This window comes from Allobosea sp. P2_B12 (assembly GCF_056404835.1).
Map to the genome: position 1 here is coordinate 34,423 of NZ_JBFUDG010000016.1, position 18,390 is coordinate 52,812.

The 18,390-nt window shown below is 67.0% G+C and carries 20 protein-coding genes; 12 read left to right on the forward strand and 8 right to left on the reverse strand.

Annotated elements, in window-relative coordinates:
- Positions 1 to 91: 91 nt before the first annotated feature.
- The gene (locus AC1DYU_RS24555; protein ID WP_476793911.1) at positions 92 to 1,750 is read right to left on the reverse strand and encodes a caspase family protein; all 1,659 of its coding nucleotides are present in this window, start codon (positions 1,748 to 1,750) and stop codon (positions 92 to 94) included.
- Positions 1,751 to 2,229: 479 nt separating this feature from the next.
- Here AC1DYU_RS24555 and AC1DYU_RS24560 point away from each other — a divergent pair, with 479 nt between their 5' ends.
- The 5 genes from AC1DYU_RS24560 to AC1DYU_RS24580 all read left to right on the forward strand — a co-directional run bounded on the left by AC1DYU_RS24560 (position 2,230) and on the right by AC1DYU_RS24580 (position 7,133).
- Entirely contained in the window at positions 2,230 to 2,994 is a 765-nt protein-coding gene (locus AC1DYU_RS24560; RefSeq protein ID WP_476793912.1) for an ABC transporter ATP-binding protein, read from the forward strand.
- A complete protein-coding gene (locus AC1DYU_RS24565; protein ID WP_476793913.1) occupies positions 2,984 to 3,727 on the forward strand; it encodes an ABC transporter ATP-binding protein in 744 nt (247 codons plus the stop codon). The genes AC1DYU_RS24560 and AC1DYU_RS24565 overlap by 11 nt, the downstream gene beginning before the upstream one ends.
- 85 nt (positions 3,728 to 3,812) lie before the next feature.
- Positions 3,813 to 5,018 carry an ABC transporter substrate-binding protein gene (locus AC1DYU_RS24570; protein WP_158485337.1) on the forward strand — a complete coding sequence of 402 codons (1,206 nt, stop codon included), beginning with the start codon at positions 3,813 to 3,815 and terminating at the stop codon, positions 5,016 to 5,018.
- 200 nt (positions 5,019 to 5,218) lie between these two features.
- A complete protein-coding gene (locus AC1DYU_RS24575; protein WP_476793914.1) occupies positions 5,219 to 6,106 on the forward strand; it encodes a branched-chain amino acid ABC transporter permease in 888 nt (295 codons plus the stop codon).
- Positions 6,107 to 6,140: 34 nt separating this feature from the next.
- Positions 6,141 to 7,133: a branched-chain amino acid ABC transporter permease gene (locus AC1DYU_RS24580; RefSeq protein ID WP_476793915.1), complete on the forward strand. Its 993-nt coding sequence runs from the start codon at positions 6,141 to 6,143 to the stop codon at positions 7,131 to 7,133.
- Between the two features lie 653 nt (positions 7,134 to 7,786).
- Here the strand turns inward: AC1DYU_RS24580 and AC1DYU_RS24585 are convergent.
- Both AC1DYU_RS24585 and AC1DYU_RS24590 read right to left on the reverse strand, forming a co-directional pair.
- Positions 7,787 to 8,005 (reverse strand): hypothetical protein, encoded by a 219-nt coding sequence (locus tag AC1DYU_RS24585; protein WP_158487573.1) that lies wholly within the window; start codon positions 8,003 to 8,005, stop codon positions 7,787 to 7,789.
- A 4-nt stretch (positions 8,006 to 8,009) separates the two neighbouring features.
- Complete coding sequence (locus tag AC1DYU_RS24590) at positions 8,010 to 8,285, reverse strand: DUF1488 family protein (protein ID WP_158487574.1); 276 nt, start codon at positions 8,283 to 8,285, stop codon at positions 8,010 to 8,012.
- Positions 8,286 to 8,602: 317 nt separating this feature from the next.
- Here AC1DYU_RS24590 and AC1DYU_RS24595 point away from each other — a divergent pair, with 317 nt between their 5' ends.
- From AC1DYU_RS24595 to AC1DYU_RS24610, 4 genes are all read left to right on the forward strand, one after another.
- Positions 8,603 to 9,079 (forward strand): carboxymuconolactone decarboxylase family protein, encoded by a 477-nt coding sequence (locus AC1DYU_RS24595; protein ID WP_476793916.1) that lies wholly within the window; start codon positions 8,603 to 8,605, stop codon positions 9,077 to 9,079.
- Positions 9,076 to 9,435 (forward strand): Atu4866 domain-containing protein, encoded by a 360-nt coding sequence (locus AC1DYU_RS24600; RefSeq protein ID WP_476793917.1) that lies wholly within the window; start codon positions 9,076 to 9,078, stop codon positions 9,433 to 9,435. The genes AC1DYU_RS24595 and AC1DYU_RS24600 overlap by 4 nt, the downstream gene beginning before the upstream one ends.
- Before the next feature lie 135 nt (positions 9,436 to 9,570).
- Complete coding sequence (locus AC1DYU_RS24605) at positions 9,571 to 11,079, forward strand: MDR family MFS transporter (protein WP_476793918.1); 1,509 nt, start codon at positions 9,571 to 9,573, stop codon at positions 11,077 to 11,079.
- Positions 11,080 to 11,191: 112 nt separating this feature from the next.
- The gene (locus tag AC1DYU_RS24610) at positions 11,192 to 11,719 is read left to right on the forward strand and encodes a DUF1269 domain-containing protein (protein WP_476793919.1); all 528 of its coding nucleotides are present in this window, start codon (positions 11,192 to 11,194) and stop codon (positions 11,717 to 11,719) included.
- Positions 11,720 to 11,878: 159 nt separating this feature from the next.
- Here the strand turns inward: AC1DYU_RS24610 and dapD are convergent, their stop codons facing one another.
- Entirely contained in the window at positions 11,879 to 12,724 is an 846-nt protein-coding gene (gene dapD / locus AC1DYU_RS24615) for a 2,3,4,5-tetrahydropyridine-2,6-dicarboxylate N-succinyltransferase (protein ID WP_158487578.1), read from the reverse strand.
- Between the two features lie 263 nt (positions 12,725 to 12,987).
- On the opposite strand from dapD, the gene AC1DYU_RS24620 reads away from it, so the two are divergent.
- The 3 genes from AC1DYU_RS24620 (at position 12,988) to AC1DYU_RS24630 (ending at position 14,977) form a co-directional block, all read left to right on the forward strand.
- Positions 12,988 to 13,272 carry a hypothetical protein gene (locus AC1DYU_RS24620; RefSeq protein ID WP_476793920.1) on the forward strand — a complete coding sequence of 95 codons (285 nt, stop codon included), beginning with the start codon at positions 12,988 to 12,990 and terminating at the stop codon, positions 13,270 to 13,272.
- Between the two features lie 45 nt (positions 13,273 to 13,317).
- Positions 13,318 to 14,652: an 8-oxoguanine deaminase gene (locus AC1DYU_RS24625; protein ID WP_476793921.1), complete on the forward strand. Its 1,335-nt coding sequence runs from the start codon at positions 13,318 to 13,320 to the stop codon at positions 14,650 to 14,652.
- A 73-nt stretch (positions 14,653 to 14,725) separates the two neighbouring features.
- Positions 14,726 to 14,977 carry a hypothetical protein gene (locus tag AC1DYU_RS24630; protein WP_476793922.1) on the forward strand — a complete coding sequence of 84 codons (252 nt, stop codon included), beginning with the start codon at positions 14,726 to 14,728 and terminating at the stop codon, positions 14,975 to 14,977.
- 6 nt (positions 14,978 to 14,983) lie between these two features.
- Here the strand turns inward: AC1DYU_RS24630 and AC1DYU_RS24635 are convergent, their stop codons facing one another.
- The 4 genes from AC1DYU_RS24635 to AC1DYU_RS24650 form a co-directional block, all read right to left on the reverse strand.
- A complete protein-coding gene (locus AC1DYU_RS24635; RefSeq protein ID WP_476793923.1) occupies positions 14,984 to 15,502 on the reverse strand; it encodes a MarR family winged helix-turn-helix transcriptional regulator in 519 nt (172 codons plus the stop codon).
- A 204-nt stretch (positions 15,503 to 15,706) separates the two neighbouring features.
- Positions 15,707 to 16,462 (reverse strand): precorrin-6A synthase (deacetylating), encoded by a 756-nt coding sequence (gene cobF / locus AC1DYU_RS24640; RefSeq protein ID WP_476793924.1) that lies wholly within the window; start codon positions 16,460 to 16,462, stop codon positions 15,707 to 15,709.
- A gap of 98 nt (positions 16,463 to 16,560) precedes the next feature.
- Positions 16,561 to 17,343 (reverse strand): VOC family protein, encoded by a 783-nt coding sequence (locus AC1DYU_RS24645; protein WP_476793925.1) that lies wholly within the window; start codon positions 17,341 to 17,343, stop codon positions 16,561 to 16,563.
- A gap of 44 nt (positions 17,344 to 17,387) precedes the next feature.
- Positions 17,388 to 18,374 (reverse strand): TRAP transporter substrate-binding protein, encoded by a 987-nt coding sequence (locus AC1DYU_RS24650; protein ID WP_476793926.1) that lies wholly within the window; start codon positions 18,372 to 18,374, stop codon positions 17,388 to 17,390.
- Positions 18,375 to 18,390: the final 16 nt, after the last annotated feature.

Sequence of the window (18,390 nt, forward strand, 5' to 3'; positions counted from 1 at the left end):
CGCGGTGGCAACAGCCAGTTGCGGCAAACGAAAAAGCCGGCCCCGATCGGGGCCGGCTCATGATGTGACGAGAGGCGTTTCGAGGCTGGCGTCAGCGGCGGAAGCGACCGCCGAGGACGCCGCCAAGGACGCCGCCGACGACGCCGCCGAACACGGCCGCGCCGGCCGCATCCTGGGAGCTGTTGCCCCTGCCGGCACGCTCGCGCTCCAGATCGCGACGGATCACCGGATCACGCTCATAGGCGACACCGCCGCGCGTGCGGGGCTCGACAGGCTCGCGGACCGTGCGGGTGCGGGTCGCGGGAGCGGGCCTGGCCTCCTCGGCGAGCGCGCGCTGATAGGCGGGCTCGCTCTGGGCGCGCAGCGCCTTGACCTGCATCGGCGCCAGGAAGCCGGTCGAGGCAACGCCGCGCGTGGTCTGCCACTCCTTGATGGCGGCGCGCTGGCTCGGCCCGAAATTGGCGCTTGGCTTGCCCGGCTTGAAGCCGGTGAGGCTGAGCCGCCTCTGCAGTTCGCGGCGCTGCTGGGCCGAGAGCTTGAGGGCGTTCTCGGTCTCGGCACTGCCGATCTCGGTCTTCATCGCCTCGTCGGCGATCGCCTGGCCGGTGTCGCGCGACGACGGCAGAGCGGCCATGGCGGCGCCACCGGCCACAGCGGCCGCGCCTGCGGCGGCAGGCAGGGCAGCGACAGCGACGGGCTCAAGCCGCGCCAGGCGGTTCTTGGCGAAGGAGGCGAACTGGCCGGTCGGGAAGGCTTCGAGATAGGCCTTGTAGTCGCCCGGCGAATTGCCGCGCTCGGCCGTCTCCCACATCCGCACGTCCATCTGGGCGCGGTCGAGATTGACCGGGGTGGGGGTGGCCGGAACCTGAACGGCTCCGTCGATCGCCTTGATCGTCATCGACGGATCGACGGCGGCGAGCTTCAGCGTCGGGTTCAGCTTGAACTCGCCGATGATCGAGGAGTTGGTCCAGGGCTTCTGCTTCTTGCCGGTCGATTCCCAAACGTCGGCGCGGACCCGGTCCATCACGGTGGTGATCGACACCTCGGGGGTCTCGATATGCTTCAGCAACGCCGAGGTGAAGGGGCTGTTGCCGTCCTTCTCGCCGTCGAGCGCGGTCGAGCGCGGGTCGGTCGCAAACGCGATCAGGATGCCCGAGGCGGACTGGGTCTCGATCGCGGTCAGGCCGCGCGCCACGGAGCGGGACTTGGCGGCGAGCTGCGTCGTGAAGGGATTGTCGCGGCAGGCGTCGAGGATGAGGATGTTGACGCGCTCGTCGCGCTGCATCTGGCGCAGGATGAGCTGGACGTTGACAGCGCGGAAGTCGAGATCGGCCTCCGACTTGAGCGAGGCGTCGACCGGGATGAGATAGTTCTCGTCGCCGACCGCGATGCCATGGCCGGCGTAATAGACGACGCCGGCCTTGGAACCGTCGAGCTTCTGGGCGAATTCCCGGACGATGCCGGTCATCTGATCCATCTTCAGGTCGTAGCCCTCGACGACCTCGAAGCCGAGGCGCTTCAGCGAGGCTGAGATCGCCGCCGCATCGCGCTGCGGATTCGCCAGCGGCGGAACGGAGGTATAGGCGCTGTTGCCGATCACCAGAGCGACGCGGCGATCTGGGGCCGCCTGCGCGGGCAGTCCCAGCGAGACTGCGGCGATCCCCAGCAGGCCTACAACGACAGCGCGTCGCGTGAGCGTGCGGACGCTTGCGAAGCCGGCGCGAATGTTCAAACCCAAAGCGAAGCTCAAGGCACCCTCCCTGATCGGTCCGCCAGTCCAAAATGAACCCGATCGCGTGCCGGCGGGAGCACGGAACCAGAAGACGCCGCCACAGGACGGCCGCAGGATCGCCAGGAAACAGACCGAAACATTACTCGCAAATGCCATATGAGCAAAGCCGGTTTTCTCGGATCATCGACCTGTTGTCGCTCCCCGCGCGATCCTGGTTCACTCCCGCATACCGATTTATTCCTTACCGCCCGTCGCGCATCCTCTATTTGGAGGAGTTGTCCGCTCCGATCGGCCGGCCGCGGCGGCAGGCGCATAGAACAGTTCGGTTGTCTGAACCCTTCGTGGGCCGTCCCTACGACAAAGGGATAAGCGCGTCTTCACAAGGCCGTTTGGCGCTGTTGCAGCGTTGACTCATGCCGTGAGCGCGGTGCAGCATGCCATACAAGGGAGACGAGCAAAACCAAGAAAGAACAAGATGACGATCGCAAGCGATACGCATGGCTGAGGACGTTATTTTATCGACCTCGGGATTAACCAAGGACTTCGGCGGCTTCACGGCCGTCAACGGCGTTGACCTGAAGGTGAGGCGCGGGACGATTCATGCGCTGATCGGCCCCAACGGCGCGGGGAAGACGACCTGCTTCAACCTCCTGACCAAGTTCCTTGCACCCACGAAGGGCGCGATCATCTATAATGGCCGGGACATCACCCGCCAGAAGCCGGCCGAGATCGCCAGGCTCGGGCTGGTGCGTTCGTTCCAGATCTCGGCGGTGTTCCCGCAGCTCAGCGTCAAGACCAATGTCCGGATCGCGCTGCAGCGCAAACGCGGCGACTCCTTCGATTTCTGGCGCTCGGAAGAGGTCCTGAAGCCGCTCGACGAGGAGGCGCTGCGGCTGGTCGAGGCCGTCGGCCTCTCCGCCTTCGCCGAACTGCCGGCGGTCGAGCTCTCCTACGGCCGCAAGCGCGCGCTCGAGATCGCCACGACGCTGGCGCTCGATCCCGAGATGATGCTGCTCGACGAGCCGATGGCCGGCATGGGGCGCGAGGATGTCGAGCGCATCGAGGCGCTGATCCGCAAGGTCTCGCAGAACCGCACCATCCTGATGGTCGAGCACAACCTCTCCGTCGTCGCCTCGCTCTGCGACCACATTACCGTGCTGGCGCGCGGGCAGGTGCTGGCCGAGGGCGACTATGCCCATGTCTCGAAGGACCCGCGCGTGATCGAAGCCTATATCGGTTCGGGAGTGGGCCATGCTCACTGAGGCCGCGCCGTCTCCGGCGAAAGCCACCACCGCCGCGCCCATGCTCAAGGTGCGCGGGCTGGAAGCCTGGTACGGCGAATCGCATGTGCTGCACGGCATCGATTTCGATGTCGCGCCGGGCGAGGTCGTGACGCTGCTCGGCCGCAACGGCGCCGGCAAGACCACGACGCTCAAATCGATCATGGGCGTCATGGCCAAGCGCAAGGGCTCGGTGGTGCTGGAGGGCGCGGAGACGATCGGGCTGCCCTCGCGCGCCATCGCCCGGCTCGGCATCGGCTATGTCCCCGAGGAGCGCGGCATCTATGCCTCGCTCAGCGTCGAAGAGAACCTGATGCTGCCGCCGCGGGTGCGGCCGGGCGGGCTTTCGCTTGACGAGATCTTCACGCTGTTTCCCAACATCAAGGAGCGGCTGAAGAGCCAGGGCACCAAGCTCTCGGGCGGCGAACAGCAGATGCTGGCGATCGGCCGCATCCTGCGCACCGGCGCGCATTTCCTGCTGCTCGACGAGCCGACCGAAGGGCTCGCTCCGGTGATCATCGACCAGATCGGCGCGACGATCCGCAAGTTGAAGCAGGACGGCTACACGATCATCCTCGTCGAGCAGAACTTCCGCTTCGCTGCGACCGTCGCCGACCGGCACTATGTCGTCGAGCAGGGCCGGGTCATCGACATGATCGAGAACGACCAGCTCGACGCCAATATCGGCAAGCTGCACGGCTATCTCGGGGTCTGAACCAGAAATCTGACTGAATAAGCCCCGCAATCCGATCCATATCGGACAACACGTCGAAAACGACGCCATTCCAGGGAGAGACGACATGACGATCAAGACGTTTCTGACGACGACAGCGCTCTGCGCGCTGATGACAGGCCCCGCGCTCGCCCAGCAGATCAGCGTCAAGGCCGGCGTCCTCAACGACCGCTCCGGCCTCTATGCCGACCTCTCCGGCGAGGGCTCGGTGATTGCCGCGCGCCTGGCGGTCGAGGACTTCAAGGCCGCCGAGAAGGGCATCAAGGTCGAGATCGTCTCGGCCGACCACCAGAACAAGCCCGATGTCGGCTCGACCATCGCCCGCACCTGGTACGACCAGGACGGCGTCGACCTGATCCTCGACGTTCCGACCTCCTCGGTCGCGCTCGCGGTCAACCAGATCACTCGGGAGAAGAACAAGATCCTGATCAATTCGGGCGCCGCCTCGTCCGACCTGACCGGCAAGGCCTGCTCGCCCAACACGGCACACTGGACCTACGACACCTATGCACTGGCGCAGGGCACCGGCGGCGCCATGGTGAAGGCCGGCGGCGACACCTGGTTCTTCATGACCGCCGACTACGCCTTCGGCCATGCGCTGGAGCGCGACACCGCGGCGATCGTGACCAAGAACGGCGGCAAGGTGCTTGGCGCCGTGCGCACGCCTTTCCCGGGTACGGACTTCTCCTCCTTCCTGCTGCAGGCGCAGGCCTCCAAGGCCAAGGTCATCGGGCTGGCGAATGCCGGCGGCGACACGATCAACGCGATCAAGCAGGCCGGAGAGTTCGGCATCGTCGCGGGCGGGCAGAAGCTCGCGGGCCTGCTCGTCTTCGCCTCCGACGTGCATGCGCTCGGGCTCGCGACCGCGCAGGGGCTGGTGCTGACGGAGGCCTTCTACTGGGACACCAACGACCAGACCCGGGCCTGGTCGGACCGTTTCGCCAAGCTCAACAAGGGCAACAAGCCGACCATGGTGCAGGCGGGCGTCTATTCCGGAATGCTGCATTACCTCAAGGCGGTCGAGGCGGCCAAGAGCAAGGACTCGGCCGTCGTGATGGCCAAGATGAAGGAACTGCCGACCGACGACCCGCTGTTCGGCAAGGGCTCGCTGCGCGCCGACGGCCGCAAGATGCACGACATGTATCTGTTCGAGGTCAAGAAGCCGGCCGAGTCGAAGGGCCCGTGGGACTACTACAAGCAGATCTCGGTGCTGCCGGCCGAGCAGGCCTTCCGCCCGCTCGCCGAAAGCGAATGCCCGCTCGTCAAGAAGTGAGCCATCGACACGCCGCGCGATGGGTTTCGCGCGGCGTGTCTTGCGACCGTCCAAGGCGCGTCATTCTCGGGCTTGCCCCCTGAGAATCTCATGACCAGAGATTTCTGGTTTTCGAGATGGTCGGGTCAAGCCCGACCATGACGCGGCTAGGATGCCGGCAAGACTGACTACTGATCCAATCCAGATGATCTGAGCCCCGCATGTTCGAACTCCTCGGCATTCCCCCGCAAGCCCTGTTCGGCCAGGTCCTGCTCGGCCTGATCAATGGCTCGTTTTATGCCATCCTCAGCCTCGGGCTGGCGGTGATCTTCGGGCTGCTCAACATCATCAATTTCAGCCATGGCGCGCAGTACATGATGGGCGCCTTCGTCGCCTGGATGTGCCTGAACTATCTCGGCATCAACTATTGGGCGGCGTTGCTGCTGGCGCCGCTGATCGTGGGCGTGACCGGCGTCGCGATCGAGCGATTGCTGCTCAAGCGCATCGCGCATGTCGACCATCTCTACGGGCTGCTCCTGACCTTCGGCCTGGCGCTGATCATCCAGGGGCTGTTCCGCAACAGTTACGGCTCCTCGGGCCTGCCCTACCAGATCCCGGCGGAACTGCGCGGGGGCGTGAATCTCGGCTTCATGTTCCTGCCCTGGTACCGCGGCTGGGTCGTCGTCGCCTCGCTGGTGGTCTGCCTTGCGACCTGGTTCCTGATCGAGAAGACCAGGCTCGGCGCCTATCTGCGGGCCGCGACCGAGAACCCGACCCTGACCCAGGCCTTCGGCATCAACGTGCCCCTGCTGGTGACGCTGACCTACGGCTTCGGTGTCGCGCTGGCGGGCTTTGCCGGCGTGCTGGCCGCGCCGATCTACTCGGTCAACCCGAACATGGGCGCGGACCTGATCATCGTCGTCTTCGCCGTCGTGGTGATCGGCGGCATGGGCTCGATCCTGGGCGCCATCGTCACCGGCTTCTCGCTGGGACTGATCGAGGGCCTGACCAAGGTGTTCTACCCGGAGGGCTCGGCGACGGTGATCTTCATCATCATGGTGCTGGTGCTGCTCGTGCGGCCTGCCGGCCTGTTCGGACGGGCGGCGTGATGGCCATGCGTCGCGACGAGATAAGGATCTGACCATGGCCGATATCGCCACCATCGATACTCCCGCCGCCGCGCTGATCCCGGGCGAGATCGACAAGGGCACGCAGCGCCTGCATCGCGCCATCATGATCGGGATCGCGGTCGCGCTCGTGATCGCGCCTTTCGTCGCCTATCCGGTCTTCGTCATGAAGGTTCTGTGCTTTGCGCTGTTCGCGCTCGCCTTCAACCTGCTGCTTGGCTATGGCGGGCTGCTCTCCTTCGGCCATGCCGCCTATTTCGGCATGGCGAGCTATGTCTGTGCCTTCACCGCCAAGAACTGGGGCCTGACCCCGGAACTGGCGATCCTGCTCGGCACGGCCGTCTCGGCGGCGCTCGGCTTCGTCTTCGGCGCGCTCGCGATCCGGCGGCAGGGCATCTATTTCGCCATGATCACGCTGGCGCTGGCGCAGATGGTGTTCTTCTTCTCGCTGCAGACGCCGCGCTTCACCGGCGGCGAGGATGGCATCCAGGCGGTGCCGCGCGGCAAGCTCTTGGGCCTGATCGACCTTTCCGACGACCGGGCGCTGTACTGGCTGGTGGCGGCGATCTTCATGGGCGGGTTGCTCGCGATCTACCGCATCATCCACTCGCCCTTCGGCCAGGTCTGCAAGGCGATCCGCGACAACGAGCCCCGGGCGATCTCGCTCGGCTACCGCGCCAACCAGTACAAGCTCGCGGTCTTCGTGCTGTCTGCGATGCTGGCGGGGCTGGCCGGCTCGACCAAGGCGATCGTGTTCCAGTTGGCGTCGCTCACCGATGTGCACTGGTCGATGTCGGGCGAGGTCGTGCTGATGACGCTGGTCGGGGGTCTCGGCACCGTGTTCGGCCCGATTGCCGGCGCGCTTGTCATCGTCTCGATGCAGAACTATCTCGCCTCGCTTGGCGCCTGGGTCACGGTGGTGCAAGGCGTGATCTTCGTGATCTGCGTGATGACCTTCCGCGAGGGCATCGTCGGTGTCATCGCCAAGTGGATCAGGAAACCGCTGTAGCGGCTGACGGCCCGCGCCGCACTGAGCGCCCCGGCCGGCTGATCGCCGCGGGGTTCTCGGGTTCTGCGAATGCGTATCCAAGGGGATGCGCGGGACGAGGCGGCGCCGCAGTCGACGGCTGCGTGTCGATGTCGAATGTCGTGTCGAAGCAGCGCCAACAGCCGCCGCCCCGTCCCGCACGCGGTTGTCTGGGGGTCCCTCGTCGTCCCTACGTCCCGGCACGGGCTCGAGCCTGCCCAGTTTCGGCCCTGACGATCGACGGCACCTCCATGGTCGAAAGCGCGCGACGGCCCTCCTCCATGAACACCGCACTCCACCCGGCCGCACGACGCCTCGCGACAGCCCCCTTGGTCGGGCGGAGCGAGTGTAGGATAGGGTTGGGTTTGTGGGGCGGGGATAAGTTTTCAGAAGAAGCCACGCCAGACGGCATCAAGCGCGGGGAACCCTCTCCCGGAGGGAGAGGGTAGGGTGAGGGGTCGGCCGTCATCCGCATGAGGCCGAGCCCTCACCGCACGCTGCGGTTGGCTCGGCGTTTCGCTGGCGAGGGGCGACACCTCATCCCTGCCCTTCTCCTTACAGGAGAAGGGTTCCCTGCGCCCTTCGCCGAAACTGCGGGCCTCCTCAGGATGAAGGCTGAGGAACGCCTCCTCCGTTCAGCCCGGCGCCCCGCCCGGAAGCGGGATCTCTTCCTCGATCTCGTGATGGCCGACGGCGCGTTCGAGGCCGTCGGGGCCACGCACGCGGTACTGTTCTTCCTTGTTGTCGCGCGGCGGCATCAGCCGCGTGATCTCGAAGGGGCCGGGCCGGACCTGATTGTGGAAGCCGGCGGTCAGGTTGACCATGTCGCCGATCTTATAGGGTGGGCGTGCCATCTCTTCATCCCTTCCCGGGCATGTCGGCCGCCGTGATGCGGTGATAGCTCGCCTTGCGACGGTTATAAGCCGTCGCGGCCGCGTTCAGGATGGCATCGCGATGGCTGTCGAAGGTCGCGAGCATCTGCGCCTCGCCATCGCCGATATTCGCCCCGAGCTTGCGCAGCGCGTCGATCTCGATCTGGAAGGCGATCTCCAGCGAAGCGTCCGAGCCCCAGAAGCTGACGCAGGAGCGGCCGGCATCGAAGCTGCGGACCGGATTTGGGAAGTTGAGTGCCATGATGTCCTGCCGGTCCTGCGCGCACGCGCCATCGCTCCGGGAGGAGCGTCAGCAGTACCGATATTGTCTCGAGGTTGATCGTCCCGGAGCAGATCAACCGCAATGGCGGCTTGCTCTCGACGACCCTGATTTGGACATGGGGAAGACCACCCCCGATTATAAGGCCCCTGCCGGAATAAGTCCGTGGCCGCAACCGGTGCCGCCCGGGAAACCTCCGCGTCTGGAGGATCGGGCAAGCTTCAGGGAGGATAGGTCTACCGATCGCGGACCCGGCCGCCGCACCATCGCCCTCGTCGAAACGATGCAGGGAGAGCACGATGAGCAGCACAGCCATGATGGCGACGGCGGTGATCGCGGCCACGATATTCGCCGCCGATGCCAGGCCGGCCTTCGCCGAACAGAGCGCCGCAGAACGGCGCAAGCGCGGCGAGGACACGATCCGGACGCTGAATTCCGGCGGTACCCAGCCGACGCTCGAAGGACTGCGCCGCGAATTCCCGTTCCTCGCAGACGCGCTGACCGACTATGCGCTCGGCGATGTCTGGAGCCGCAGCGAACTCGACCACCGGACGCGTCAGCTTGTCGCCGTCGCGGCCTTCGCCGCGCTCGGCAATCAGCCCTTCCTGAAGATCCATGCCGGCTACGCGCTCAATCTCGGCGTCAGCGAGGCCGATCTGAAGGAGATCGTCTATCTGACGACGGTCCCCGCGGGGTTTCCGCGTGCCATCGCAGCGGCGCAGACGCTGATCGAGCTGTTCAACGAGCGGCGCGGCGCAGCGGGGCGAAAGCCATGATGCCGACCTCACCGACCCGGCGCAGCCTCGGCCGCCTGCTGGCGGTCGCGGCCGGCGCGCTGGCGACACGACACGCCCTTTCACAGGAACGCACCATGACAGCACAGAACCAGCGCGCCCCGGCCCACCCTTATGTCGGGATGTGGGTCACGGCCGACGGTCATGTCCGGCATGAATTGCTGCCGAATGGCCGCTATGACGAGGCCAGGGGCAACCGCAAAAGCGCCTATCAGGGGCGCTACACGGTCACCGGCACCCACATCGACTATGTCGATGACACCGGCTTCACCGCCGATGGCGATTTCATCGACGACGTGCTCCACCATGGCGGCATGGTGCTGCGGCGGGAGCGCTGAACGGCGTCCCGGCCCGCAGGTTCCATCGGGCAAAGCATAGCCGCCAGACCGTGATGGCTCGCCCTGCCTCTGGCGCATGGCTTGGGGGGCTTCTAGACTGAGGACATACAAAGACGCACGGACAGCACTGAATCCATGGACAAGCCGGTCGAGACGCACGCGCATCAGGCGCCGACCGCGGCTGCGCCGCTGAGCCATGAGGACATCCGCAGCATCCTGTTCGGCATCATGCTGGCGATGTTCCTGGCGGCGCTGGATCAGACCATCGTCGCCACCGCGATGCCAACGATCGGGCGCGAACTCGGCGACGTCACGCATCTCTCCTGGGTCGTGACCTCCTATCTCCTGGCTTCGACCGCCGTGACGCCGCTCTACGGCAAGCTCGCCGACATCCATGGCCGGCGGGTGGTGCTGCTCTCGGGCATCGTCGTCTTCGTGATCGGCTCCGCCGCCTGCGCGCTGGCGCCCTCGCTGTGGTTTCTGGTGGTGGCGCGCTTCGTTCAGGGGCTCGGCGGCGGCGGGCTGATCGCGCTGGCCCAGACCATCATCGCCGACATGGTGCCACCCAAGGAGCGCGGGCGCTATCAGGTCTATATCGCCAGCGTCTTCATGGCCTCCTCCCTGCTCGGGCCGGTGCTCGGCGGCGTGATTGCCGAGGCGCTGCACTGGTCGGTGATCTTCTGGATCAACCTGCCGCTCGGTCTTGCCGCCTACTGGATGACGAGTTCGGCGCTGAAGCGGCTGCCGCGCCACGAGCGGCCGCACAAGCTCGACGTGCTCGGCGCCAGCCTGATCACCGCCGCGACGATGACGCTGCTGCTGGCCTTGTCCTGGGGCGGCACGCACTATCCCTGGATGTCGGCGCCGATCGGAGGGCTGGTCGGCCTGTCGCTCGTGCTCTGGCTAGGCTTCGCCTGGCGGCTGCGGACGGCAGGCGAGCCGCTGATCCCGCTCGACGTGCTGGCCAATCCGGTGGTGCGGATGGGCACGATCGCGGCCGGCTTCGGCATGGGCACCTTCATCGGGCTGACGATCTACCTGCCGGTTTATTTCGAGACCGTGGCGGGCCTGAGCGCGACCTATTCGGGCCTCGGCCTGCTGCCGCTGACCTGCGGCACGGTGCTGGGCGCCACCTCGTCGGGCTGGGCGATGACGCGGCTGACGCATTATCGCCGCGTGCCGGTCACGGGCCTGAGCGTCGCGCTTGTCGGCATGGCGCTGCTGACGGTCTATGCGGGCACGATGCCGCTGGCGCCGTTTTGCCTGCTGCTCGGCGTGGTCAGCCTGGGTCTGGGCACGATGCTGCCCGTCGCCACCGTCTCGATCCAGAACGCCGTCCTGCCGCATCAGCTCGGCACGGCGACGGGGACGGCGAATTTCTTCCGGCAGATCGGCGGGGCGCTGATCGTCGCCGTGTTCGGGGCGATCGTGCTCGGCGGCATCGGTGTCGCGGGAACTGGCGGCTCGCATGAGACGCTCAAGCTCGGCGCCGTCGACCGCGAGACGATGGTGCGGCTGTTCAGTTACGTCTTCGCGGCGACCTTCATCGGCTTCGCCTGCGCGCTGTTCTTCCTGCTGCGCATGGAGGAGCTGCCGCTGCGGGGCCGCGCGGTGGAGGCGGCGAAGGCGGCGTCGGGCGATTGATCTCCTGGATTGATGCAGATCTAAATCTCTGTCCTCCAGTTGCTTACCATTGCCACAGGGCCGTCAAATATCAGGTCCAAGTCTCGATCCCTCGCTGTGGCAGGAGAGCCCCATGTCCGATCTCATCGTCATCGTCTATCCGACCGAAGCCCGGGCCGAGGAGATGCGGCAAAAGATCATCTCGCTGCAGAAGGAGTATCTGATCGAGATCGGCGACGCCACCATCGCGGTGATGCACGAGGACGGCAAGGTGAAGCTGAACCAGCTCCTCAACACCACGGCGCTGGGCGCGGCCTCGGGCTCGTTCTGGGGCCTGCTGATCGGGGCGATCTTCCTGATGCCGGTCTTCGGCGCGGCGCTCGGCGCCGCATCGGGCGCGCTCGGCGGAGCGCTGACCGACTACGGCGTCAATGACGGCTTCATGAAGGAGCTGGCGGGAAGCCTCCAGCCGGGCCATGCCGCGCTGTTCGTGCTGGTCAGCAAGATGACCGGCGACAAGGTTCTCGAAGCCCTCAAGGGAACCGGCGGCACGGTGCTGAAGACCTCGCTCGACCACACGCGGGAACAGGCCCTGCGCGATGCGCTGGCGGGCACGAGCAGCACCGCGCCGGAGGCGGGCGCGTCGACGCCGGTGGGGTGAGGATCGACCTAGAACGTCATGCTCGGGCTTGACCCGAGCATCTCGTGACCAGAGAACTCCGGCGCCTCATTCGGCCGAAGATTCTCGGGTCTGCGCTGCGCTCCGCCCGAGAATGACGTGCCTTAAGGGGACGACGTGCCTACCGGGAACGACGCGCGATCAATCGCGCAGCAACTCGTTGATGCCGGTCTTGGAGCGGGTCTGGGCATCGACCGTCTTGACGATGACGGCGCAGGAGAGCGAGGGGCCGGGCGTGCCATCCGGGAAGGGCTTGCCCGGCAGGGCGCCCGGCACGACCACCGAATAGGGCGGCACCTTGCCGACATGGACGACGCCGGTGGCCCGATCGACGATCTTGGTCGAGGCCGAGATAAAGACGCCCATCGAGAGCACCGAGCCCTCGCCGACGATAACGCCCTCGACGACCTCGGAGCGCGCGCCGATGAAGCAGTTGTCCTCGATGATGGTCGGGTTGGCCTGCAGCGGCTCAAGCACGCCGCCGATGCCGACGCCGCCCGAGAGATGGACGTTCTTGCCGATCTGGGCGCAGGAGCCGACCGTCGCCCAGGTGTCGACCATCGTGCCGCTGTCGACATAGGCGCCGATGTTGACGAAGGACGGCATCAGCACGACGTTGGGCGCCAGGAACGAGCCCTTGCGCGCGGCGGCCGGGGGCACGACGCGGAAGCCCGCGGCGCGGAAGCGGTTCTCGCCCCAGCCTTCGAACTTGGAGGGCACCTTATCCCAGAACACGCCTTCGCCGGGGCCATTGGCGATGATCATGTTGTCGGTCAGGCGGAAGGAGAGCAGCACCGCCTTCTTCAGCCACTGATGCACAACCCAGTCCGTGCCGATTTTCTCGGCGACGCGGGCGGTGCCTGCATCGAGCATCTCGATCGCCTGCTCGACCGCTTCGCGCACCGCGCCCTTGGTGGTGATGCCGATCTCGGAGCGGGCCTCCCAGGCGGCATCGATGGTGGCGGCGAGATCGGTGAGGTTCGTCATGGCGGGGCTCTCTCGTCATGGTCGGCCCTGTGCCGACCATCCACGTCTTGCGACGTGGACAGGTGGATAGACGTGGATGCTCGGGACAAGCCCGAGCATGACGGGCGGAGCGATGGCGGATGAGCGGCGCCTCGTCAAGCATGGCAGGCGGGACGAGCTGATGCGCGCCATGCTTCCCGGGGGAACGACAGCGCCTGCCGCCGTGTTAGGATGGCATCACAGCCTGAGCGTCTTATCGCAGCCGGAGCATCTTGGAGGCCGTCATGAAGCGTTTCACCCTGTTCCTGATGCTGGTGCTGGCGGCCGGGTCCGCGCTGGCCCAGTCGCGTCCCTCGACGGTCACCCGGACCTGCGCCGCCAACAAGCAGAGCGTCGATGCCAACGGCGCGATCGTGCTCGGCACCGGCGGCTTCACCTATGACCGCTTCGTGCGCGACCCCGGCTTCTGCGCGCATGGCGAATTCCTGGAGCCCGCCTTCGTGCCGAGCCGCGATGTGCCGCAGTGCTTCGTCGGCTTCCGCTGCAAGATCGACCTGCCCTGGGATTGAGGCGCGCTTCGCCCTGACCATTCGCGACGATCATCGGAATACTTCATGCGCCTCTGGATCAGGAACCCGCTCGGGATCGTCGCGGACAAGGCCGGCGGCGGGGTCGTCGTCGATGGCGCCGGTATCGTCGAGCTGGTCGCGGCCGGAGGCGCCCCTGCCCTGCCGGTCGACGAGGTCTTCGACGCCTCGAACCATGTCGTGCTGCCCGGCCTGATCAACACGCATCATCATTTCTACCAGACGCTGACGCGGGCCCATCCGGCGGCGATCGACCGCGAGCTGTTTCCCTGGCTCACCGCGCTCTATCCGCTCTGGGCGCGGCTGACGCCGGATGATCTGCGGCTGGCGGTGCGGGTCGCGCTGACGGAGCTTTTGCTGTCGGGCTGCACCACGGCGGCCGACCATCATTATCTCTATCCCAAGGGGCTGGAGAACGCGGTCGACATTGCGGTGGATGAGGCGCAGGCGCTCGGCATCCGCGCGACAATCTCGCGCGGTTCGATGAACCTGTCGCAGAAGGACGGCGGGTTGCCGCCCGACTCCGTCGTGCAGGACGAGGACACGATCCTTGAGGACAGCGAGCGCGTGCTCAAGCTGTTCCATGATCCCGCACCGGGCAGCATGATCCAGATCGCGCTCGCACCCTGCTCGCCCTTCTCGGTGACGCCGTCACTGATGGCGAAAAGTGCGGAGCTCGCGGCGAAGTTCGATGCGCCGCTGCACACCCATCTCGCCGAGACCCGGGATGAGGACGCCTATTGCCTTGACGTCTATGGCAAGCGCCCGCTCGATCTGCTGGAGGAGACCGGCTGGATGCGGCCGAAAACCTGGCTGGCGCATGGCGTGCATTTCTCCTGCGAGGAATGCGACAGGCTGGGCAAGGCCGGCGTCGGCGTGTGCCATTGCCCGACCTCAAACGGCGTGCTGGCCTCGGGCTTCTGCCGAACGCGCGAGCTGGAAGCCGCCGGCGCACCGCTGGGTCTGGGCGTCGATGGCTCGGCCAGCAATGACGGCTCCAACCTGATGGAGGAACTGCGCCACGCGCTTCTGATCAACCGGCTGCGCTATGAGAGCGCGACGGCGGTGACGGCGCGCGACGTGATCCGCTGGGCGACGCAAGGCTCGGCGCGCTGCCTCGGACGCTCCGATATCGGCGCGATCGCCGTCGGCATGCAGGCCGATCTCGCGCTCTACCGGCTCGACGAATTGCGCTTCTCGGGCGCGCATGATCCGGTCGCGGCGCTGGTTCTTTGCGGCGCCAGCCGCGCCGACCGGGTGATGGTCGCAGGGCGCTGGCGCGTCATCGACGGGGCGGTACCAGGGCTCGATCTCGCGGCGTTGAGGCGGGCGCATGGTGAGGCGGCGAGGCGCTATGCCTGAGACGCGCCCGCAATCTCGACGCATTTACGGCCTTGATTCAGGCATCGCGACTGCAAGCCAAGGGATGACGGAGATGAAGATCGCGCTGTTGGCAGCGCTGGCCCTGACACTCACGGCCGGCGGCTGCATGACCCTGGACGAGCGTCGCGCGCTCGATGTCGAGCAATGCCGCGGCTATGGCTTCCGCACCGGAACCGACGCCTTCGCACAATGCCTGCAGGAGATCGACCGCGACCGCGCCGACAGCCGCCGGGCCTATGCCTATCACGACTTCGGCGGCCCCTATGGCGGCTACGGGTTCGGCTACAGCTACCGGCGCTGGTGACGGGCGCTATCTCTCGCCCTCTCCGTTCGGCCTGAACTCGCGCAGCTCCGGCAGCCTGGCATGGAGCCGGCGCAGGAATCCGGTAAACTGGGCGCGCTCCTCCGGCGTGAAGCCCTCCAGCATCATCTGCTCGCGGGCTGTGGCCAGTGCGATCAGGCTATCATGCAGGGCATAGCCACTCGGCGTCAGCTCAAGCAACTGGCGGCGGGCGTCGCGGCCGTCGGCGCTCTCAGCGACATGGCCGGCCGCCACCAGCGCCGCGACGCTGCGGCTGACAGCGCCCTTGTCGAGGCCGATGACCTCGCAGATGCGCTGCGCCGCGATGCGGGGCTCGATGGCAAGCTGCGAGATCACGCGCCATTCGGTGACGCCGACGCCGAAGCGCTCCAGATACAACCGCGAGGAGCTGCGCGACCAGGTGTTGGAGATCGCGGTCAGGAAATACGGGACATATCCGCCGAGATCGAGGACATCCCGCTCGACGCCGCCTTCTTCGGCGATCCTGTGGCGCTTGGTCGAAGGCATGGCTCGTCCTGCGTTCCGTGACGCGCATCTCACATGCGGTCGTGGCGGGGGGCAAGCGGTGGGGATATCCAACGCCTCGCCGTCATCCCGGACGCAGCGAAGCGGATATCCGGGATCCATTCCGGAACGGTTCAGGCATGGATCCCGGATCGGCGCGGCTGCGCCGCTTGTCCGGGATGACGGCGTGGTCCCCCACGAACCCCGTTACTGTTGCGTGCACCGCAGCAGATAGGTGTCCATGATCCAGCCATGCTTTTCGCGGGCTTCGGCGCGGACGCGTTCGATCTCGTCGGCGACATCCGCAAGACGACCCGCGATCAGGATCTCGTCGGCCGTGCCGAGATAGGCGCCCCAGTAGATCTCGAGATCCTCGGGCGCGATCTGCGCAAAAGCCTGTTCGCCGTCGAGCATGACGACGACGCTGTCCTGCCCGGCCGGAAAGCCGGCCGCGAGCTTGCGGCCCGTGGTGATCAGGATCGGCTCACCGATGCGGTTGAGCGCGATCCTGTGGCGAGCGGCGAGCACTTGAACGCTGCTGATGCCGGGAACGACCTCCCAGTCGAGCGCGAGACCACCGGCGCGGACGCGCTCGACGATGCGCAGCGTGCTGTCATAGAGCGCCGGATCGCCCCAGACGAGGAGCGCGCCGGACTGACCTTCGCTCAACTCCTCGCGGAACAGGCGCTCGTAATTCGCGGCGATGCGCGCATGCCAGTCGTCGACGACGCCGCGATAATCGGTGCCGGCCTCAGCGCGTTGCGGCGTCTCGACCGTCACCGTCCGATAGGGCTTCTCGATGAAGCGGGCGCAGATCTGCTCGCGCAGATGGCGCAGAGCCGCCTTCTCCTGGCCCTTGTCCGGCAGGAAGACGACATCGGCCCGGTTCAGCGCCTTGATCGCCTGCACCGTCATATGGTCCGGGTCGCCGGCGCCGATGCCGATGATCAGAAGTTTGCGCATCCCCGCCTCGCGATCCCCTTGGTGCGGGCGCCATAGCATGCCGGCCCGCGCGAAGGGATAGCGCTCAGCTGTGCGAGGGGCCGTGTCGACGTTGCCTCTCACAACGCCTTCACGATCTCCAGCCTCGCACCATGGGCGAGCGCGCGGTCGAGGCAGCGATCGGCTGGGCCGTAGAAGGAGATCGCATAGGCGCCCTGCCCGCGCCGGCCGAGATGGCGTGTCAGGCCCTCGCAGGAATCGCCGCGGGGCTGCGTCAGCGAGAGCATCTGGCGCCCGATCCTGAACTGGACCAGCCCGAAGCCGAGGCCCGGCACGCCGCCGCTGGCGAGCGGCTCCAGCCCGGTCAGGGCGCGGTAGCGCGCCACGGAGGCTGCGAGATCGCTCACCGCGACGGTGACGCCGGCGACGCCGGTGACGCCATTGGCGTGCTTGCGCGGCTTGCCCTCGGGCACGCGCAGCGCACGCGGCGTGACGTCCTCGCAGATGAAGGGGATGTCGGGCTCGGGCGGGCGGGCCGAGCGCCAGGCGATCCGCGTGCCGTCCGGCTGCAGGCGCTCGCCATCGATCGGCCCGTCGATCTCGATACCGGCAGCGCGGGTCCGCGCCAGATCGACATCAAGCGTATCGGCGGGAAGCAGGGCGTAGTCGACCAGCCCGCTGCCGGCCCCCTCCAGCACCTGCCACCAGCGGAAGCCCGGCACCGGCCGCGAGAAGGCGATGATCTCGAGATAGGCGCCATCGGCCAGCACCACGAGCGCATTGCGCGAGCCACGCGGATGCTCGCCGCCCTCAAGCACGGTGAAGCCCAGCGTCTCGTAGTCGCGCACCGCCTGGTCGAGATCAGCGACGGCGATGACGATGTGGTCGATGGACTGCGGCATGAGGGCTCCTTGAAAGATTGGGCGAATGGGAGGGGCGCGCTCGATCACGCCGTTCTGGCGATGGCCTCGATCCGATCTAGCCCGCCGAGTCTGGGCGCAAAGGCGGTCCAGACCTTGCGCGCGCCCGCCTCCCAGGCGGGCCGGTCCTCTGCTGCCGCGACCTTGCCGCCCTCGGCTGCCGCCTTTGCCATCGAGGCCGCCTCGTCGGCGACGATCAACTCGTCGAAATAGGCCGTGCCCTCGGCGGCGGCGGCGGCAAGCGCCGTCCTGTCGTCGGCCGACAGGCTCTTCCAGAAGGCGGCCGAGACCATGATGACGCCGCTCGCCCAGATATGGCCGGTCTCGATCAGCCAGGGCACGACCTCATGCAGGCGGAAGCCGACATAGGCCGATTTGGTCAGGTCCATGCAATCGACCACGCCGGTCTTCAGGGCGTTATAGGTCTCGGGGATCGGGATCGGCGTCGGATAGGCGCCAAGGCCGGACCAGAGCTCGGTGTGGAGCGGGCTCTGGATGACCCGGATGCGCTTGCCCCTGATCGCGGCGGGCGTCGTGATCGGCTCCTTCGCCAGGAGGTGGCGCGCGCCGTAATTGATGAAGCCGAGTACGACGAAGCCCTGCGCCTCGTATTTGCCCTTGAGTTCGGCACCGAGCGGCCCGTCGAGCACGCGCCGCAGATGGCCGCGGTCGCGGAACAGGAAAGGCAGGTCGAGGATCTGGCCCTCCGGCACCCAGCCCGACAGCGCCGAGATGGTGGAGAGCGAGGCCTGCACCGAGCCGAGCCGCAGGCCCTCGGCGACCTCCTTCTCGCCGCCGAGCGCGGCATTGCCGACGATGCGGAGATCGAAGCGGCCGGGCGCGGTTCGCTCCAGCGTCTGCGCGATGCGGCGCCAGACCATCGTCTCCGGCTTGTCCTCGCCGAAGAGCGAGGCGACCGTCACCGGCCGGCCGGCGGCGAGGCCGGGGCAGGCCGTCAGCAGCGCGGGCGCGGCCAGCAGGCCGGCAGCAATCTTGCGGCGGCTCAAGATCATCGGCGGACCTCCATGG

Excerpts from the sequence above, each read along its gene's own strand:
- AC1DYU_RS24565 (WP_476793913.1), top strand. The coding sequence starts at position 2,984 with ATGCTCACTGAGGCCGCGCCGTCTCCGGCGAAAGCCACCACCGCCGCG.
- dapD (WP_158487578.1), bottom strand. The coding sequence starts at position 12,724 with ATGACGAACCTCACCGATCTCGCCGCCACCATCGATGCCGCCTGGGAG.
- AC1DYU_RS24630 (WP_476793922.1), top strand. The coding sequence starts at position 14,726 with ATGAAGATCGCGCTGTTGGCAGCGCTGGCCCTGACACTCACGGCCGGC.
- AC1DYU_RS24570 (WP_158485337.1), top strand. The coding sequence starts at position 3,813 with ATGACGATCAAGACGTTTCTGACGACGACAGCGCTCTGCGCGCTGATG.
- AC1DYU_RS24620 (WP_476793920.1), top strand. The coding sequence starts at position 12,988 with ATGAAGCGTTTCACCCTGTTCCTGATGCTGGTGCTGGCGGCCGGGTCC.
- AC1DYU_RS24575 (WP_476793914.1), top strand. The coding sequence starts at position 5,219 with ATGTTCGAACTCCTCGGCATTCCCCCGCAAGCCCTGTTCGGCCAGGTC.
- AC1DYU_RS24590 (WP_158487574.1), bottom strand. The coding sequence starts at position 8,285 with ATGGCACTCAACTTCCCAAATCCGGTCCGCAGCTTCGATGCCGGCCGC.
- AC1DYU_RS24595 (WP_476793916.1), top strand. The coding sequence starts at position 8,603 with ATGAGCAGCACAGCCATGATGGCGACGGCGGTGATCGCGGCCACGATA.
- AC1DYU_RS24645 (WP_476793925.1), bottom strand. The coding sequence starts at position 17,343 with ATGCCGCAGTCCATCGACCACATCGTCATCGCCGTCGCTGATCTCGAC.
- AC1DYU_RS24610 (WP_476793919.1), top strand. The coding sequence starts at position 11,192 with ATGTCCGATCTCATCGTCATCGTCTATCCGACCGAAGCCCGGGCCGAG.
- AC1DYU_RS24600 (WP_476793917.1), top strand. The coding sequence starts at position 9,076 with ATGATGCCGACCTCACCGACCCGGCGCAGCCTCGGCCGCCTGCTGGCG.
- AC1DYU_RS24560 (WP_476793912.1), top strand. The coding sequence starts at position 2,230 with ATGGCTGAGGACGTTATTTTATCGACCTCGGGATTAACCAAGGACTTC.
- AC1DYU_RS24635 (WP_476793923.1), bottom strand. The coding sequence starts at position 15,502 with ATGCCTTCGACCAAGCGCCACAGGATCGCCGAAGAAGGCGGCGTCGAG.
- AC1DYU_RS24605 (WP_476793918.1), top strand. The coding sequence starts at position 9,571 with ATGGACAAGCCGGTCGAGACGCACGCGCATCAGGCGCCGACCGCGGCT.
- AC1DYU_RS24625 (WP_476793921.1), top strand. The coding sequence starts at position 13,318 with ATGCGCCTCTGGATCAGGAACCCGCTCGGGATCGTCGCGGACAAGGCC.
- AC1DYU_RS24650 (WP_476793926.1), bottom strand. The coding sequence starts at position 18,374 with ATGATCTTGAGCCGCCGCAAGATTGCTGCCGGCCTGCTGGCCGCGCCC.
- AC1DYU_RS24580 (WP_476793915.1), top strand. The coding sequence starts at position 6,141 with ATGGCCGATATCGCCACCATCGATACTCCCGCCGCCGCGCTGATCCCG.
- cobF (WP_476793924.1), bottom strand. The coding sequence starts at position 16,462 with ATGCGCAAACTTCTGATCATCGGCATCGGCGCCGGCGACCCGGACCAT.
- AC1DYU_RS24585 (WP_158487573.1), bottom strand. The coding sequence starts at position 8,005 with ATGGCACGCCCACCCTATAAGATCGGCGACATGGTCAACCTGACCGCC.